This is a genomic window from Brucella sp. IR073 (assembly GCF_049065735.1).
Lineage (GTDB): Bacteria > Pseudomonadota > Alphaproteobacteria > Rhizobiales > Rhizobiaceae > Paramesorhizobium.
This window is the reverse complement of record NZ_JBAKHD010000023.1, coordinates 1-4,117: the sequence shown is the minus strand read 5'-3', so window position 1 is coordinate 4,117 and position 4,117 is coordinate 1. Positions and strand designations below refer to the sequence as shown.

The window sequence follows — 4,117 nt, the reverse complement described above, 5'->3', positions numbered from 1 at the left end:
GATGAGGGYGAAGGGGAATCTCTTCCTGGGCGGGTTGCTGGCGGGCGGAAGTTGGGCATAGGCCTTGTCGATGACAATGCCCTTGACGGTGGCTGCGGCCTCGAAGGACAGGGTGAGGTCCGGGTCGGAATGGTCCAGCATGCCGGTCGTGGTGTTGAAGAGGCCGGTGGTGCCGACCACGGCATTGTCGATGGCGGCGCCGCTGGACACGGTGACCTCGATGGTTGCCACACCGGTATTGCCGATGGTGTAGGAGATGTTGGAGGGGTCGCCCGTCTGGGCACCGCTGCCCTTGCTGAAGATGAGGCGGTCGGAAGGCGAGCCGTGCCAGGTGACCTTGGTGTTTGGCGGAACCAGTTTCCCGCTGCCGTCCTTATAGGTGCATGTGAGCTGGTAGGTCAGGTCGCCGTCAGGCTGGGAGCTGAGGTCCATCGTGCCGGCGCCGGGCAGGCTGACGTCTTGCGCGAAATTGAGATTGAGCGGCTCGGCATTATCACTGCCGGAAGAGGCGTTCACGATGGCGGAGGGCGTGCCGGTGCCGGTATAGGTGATGGTGGTGACGCTCGTGCCGTCAGAGAGTGTCGTGGTCGGTGTCGCGATGGTGACACCGGTGACCGGCGGGTCGATGCTCCAGGCGATGGACTTCTTCTGAAGCGGCTTGCCATTGGCATCCAGATAGGTTGCCTGGAGCAGATGCGGCTCGTTGGCCTTGAGCGGATTGCCATCCAGCGAGACGATGACGAGCGTGTTCGTTGAGACACTGCCCGCGCTGAGCGGGAAGGTGTTGCTCCCGATGGGCACCGTGTTGTCCGGGCGGGCATAGATGGTGACGGAGGGCAGCGGTGGGGTGTTCGGCCCGGTGACGGTGATGTTGGTACTGGCGGATGTGCTGCCGGAGAGGTCGTTGAAGTCCGGATTGAAGGTGATGACATAGCCGGGGATCGGCTCGGCGGACCAGTAGATACGCGAAACCCCGCAATCCTCTCCATTGACCGTCGCCGTCACTGGGGTCGGCGTGCCCAGCGGAATCGACGTCTTGCTATCGCCAAGCTTGACGTCGATCGAGCAGGTTTGGCTTGCTCCGAACGAAACCGTCGTCATGCCAAAGCAGAGGGATGCGTCGGCTGGCGAGACCACAGCCCTTCTATATATCGCGGCGACGATTGCCGTGGGAATAGGATCGGCATCGGTGACCTGGAGCGGAAATATTGAAACGCTGGGATCGTTGCTGTCAGTACTCGTCCAGTTGCTCCAACTGGCTACCCAGCGATCCGTCGGATAGAAGTACCATTCTATCCATTCGTATGTGGGCAGGGCAAAACTGAATTGGGCCTTGAAATTGTGTTGTTCTCCCATGGAAAGGTTTGGACCGTCGAGAGACGTTATTGTTATATTGTTCGGGTATGTACTCGCATATCCGTTCTCTTGAGCGAGGACCGTCATGGAATTGGTATAGGACGTACCCGTCGCTGTTGCCGTTACCTTGACGAAAACCGGCCCGGAACTGGTCACCTGTATGCCGTTCAAGGCGAAGCCCATGGGGGTGCCGATGGCGACCGGTGTCGGATTTGGATTCAGGAGCTTCACGGTGGCGCCCGAAGGAAATGGTGCGACAAGCTCGGCAGACCAGGTGATCGTTCCGTCCCAACCATGATCACCCACCGCCGGAGGAATTGCTTCATAGGTGACGTAGGACGCCATGAATGGCCAATAAGTATCACCCGTGGCCAGCGGATCGCCCGCGAGGGTGTCGATCAATAGAAGCCTTTTTTCATCGGGAAAGTCGGAGTTGGCTGTAACTTTGTAGTATTGACTGCCGTCGGGAACCTTCGCCGCTATCTGTTCCACATGTGCGTTGACAAGGACGTCCTCCAAAGGCGCATCGGGAGAGATGTTTGCCACTATGTCCGTAAGCCCAAGGATTGTCATTTGGGTCGTTGCCTGCCCGCTGTCCGGGTCTATCTCGGAACGCGGCGGGTCGAATGCGCAGGTGAAAAGCGGTGCATCCGTGGCTGGGCTATCAAGAGAGAAATTCCAGTTTGCATATCCCCAGTAGATAGCGTTTACGGTCGGGTCGGAGCCACTGTAGGTCGCCGTCAGTGTGATCGTCTGGTAACCCTGTACGGCGATCCCGCCCCCGCTTCCTAAAGAGGAGGATATGGTGATCGATCCGTTATCGCCCTCGCCCGTATGGAGCGTTTTGTCTGTATTGTTTGTCATGTCTATATTCCTTTCTTGAGTATGATGCCGGCATGGGGCCGGTTGCTAAAAATGGTTCAATCGGTAGCTGACGAGTGATGCCCGATCAGCCTTGGGCAATCACTCGTAGGGCTCCTTTCAGCTGGGCGGCTGGAAGCCGACGGCCACCTCGTTGCGGAAAAATGTTCCGGTCTCTGGGTTCGCCACCCTGGCGATGATGGTTCCGAAGAAGGCCGTCGATCCGATCGCCGAGACGCGGATGGCACTTTTGCCCTGGCTGTCCGTCACCGTCGGGAAGCGCGTGCCGGGAACGGTGTTGAGCGGTCCGGTCAGGGGTGAGAAAATGATGCGGTCACGCGGACTGGCTTCCCAATAGACCGTCTGATTGGCAACAGGCAGGTAGGGCTTTCCGGTCGTGGGGTCATAGCCTTGCAGAACCGTGACCTTGTATTCGGCTCCGACCCCGATTGTCTGCCTGGTGCCGGGCGGCGTGATCCTTACGCTCTCGTTCACAAAGGGCGGGTTGTTCGGGTCGTAGAAGAGGCCACACCAGTTGCCTTGGGTGTAGCCATGCACCACTCCCCCGCCAGGGTTCTCCGGAGTGTAGCTTGCCAGAACCGCCATGGCGCGGCCATTATCGGGCACCGTAACGGAAAAGGACGTTTCGCCATACGCATCCGTGTTGGTTGCCGGCTGGACTATCGTATATTCCCCGTCGCAACGCCCCCAGACATCAATATGCTTTCCCTGTATTGGCGAGCCCAGTTCATCCGTAAGAATCGCCTTGAAAAGCACGGAGGTTCCCGATGGAAGGGATCGTTTCGTCATATCCTCTGCCGGACCGATTTTCAGATTGTTATTGGGCGGCGAGACGAGTCCTCCAAGGCTTGACACCACACCTGGAGGCCAGGCAGTTACGTTATCCTGCTGGACAATGACATTGGGCGCACGCGCCGTAAGACCGCTATCGAACACCCAGCCAGGAGGACGCGGCTGACCATAAACCCATCGCTGAACTGCTGCAGGATTCCAGGCAGTTCCGAAGGCATCTCCAAGTGCAATATCATTAACGAAAAAAGCGTCCTTTGTCGGATCGCTCGGAGAACATGTGAGGTCCACGCAGGTGCTGTCTCTCCCATCCGCCAAAGTATGCTTCAATCGGAAGATGTTATAGGTTGGAAGTATAATCAAATGATCTATGACCGGGGGGTAGGCAGCTGGCTTATTTTCCCACTCGACTTTGTCAGGACCGCCGGCGGAGGTATCGGCATGAAGAGCGGCTATAGCGGTCCCGTTCGGGTCGAATGCGGACAGGCTCATTATCCTGGCGGTCACTGAGCCTTCGAAGGTTTCTTTTTTGCCCAATGTGCCCGGTTTGCTGAGCCTTACGATCGCACGAGCATACCCATCGGCATCCGTAAAGGAGTCCGAAGAAACGACGGTCGTATAATCATTGCCGGTCGTTTTGAAAAAGCTGACGGGTTGGACACCGCCGCTTGTACCGTCGCTATAGCCGAAGAAGACCCAAACCTGCACAGGCGATTCAACAGGGAGGGGAAGGTCCGCCGGCGGATAGATGACACTGATAGCGGGAAGTGTATCAGAAACTTTGCCTGAAAGATCGCTCATAAGAGTATTCCTTTTATTATTCATCGATTTTGAAATGAAGCTAAGTGGAAATCAGTTGCCCCAGGCCACCCATTGGGCGGCCTGGGGCATGTCGTTAAATTGTCGAATTAAGCGTATAGGTCGCGAGGTTCGACCAAGTTGTGACGCCGTTCTTCACGGCCATGTAGTCGATCTGCAGCTTGGCATTGCTGCTGGCGTTGGAATAGCCGGCGGCGGCCCATTGCGGCAGGGTGTAGGTCCATGTGGTGCCGTTGGTTGCGGTGGGCGCCGTGAACGGCACGATGTTGTA

Annotated in this window: 3 protein-coding genes; all 3 read right to left on the bottom strand. The window is 57.5% G+C overall.

Annotation, left to right across the window (positions count from 1 at the left end; genetic code table 11):
* A partial coding sequence (locus ACOWVG_RS19195; RefSeq protein ID WP_420963986.1) for a hypothetical protein occupies positions 1-2,220 on the bottom strand: 2,220 nt, incomplete at its 3' end.
* A gap of 117 nt (positions 2,221-2,337) precedes the next feature.
* On the bottom strand, positions 2,338-3,828 hold the full coding sequence (locus ACOWVG_RS19190; protein ID WP_420963985.1) for a hypothetical protein: 1,491 nt from the start codon (positions 3,826-3,828) through the stop codon (positions 2,338-2,340).
* Between the two features lie 94 nt (positions 3,829-3,922).
* Positions 3,923-4,117 (bottom strand): hypothetical protein (locus ACOWVG_RS19185; protein WP_420963984.1); only part of this gene is annotated, 195 nt, incomplete at its 5' end.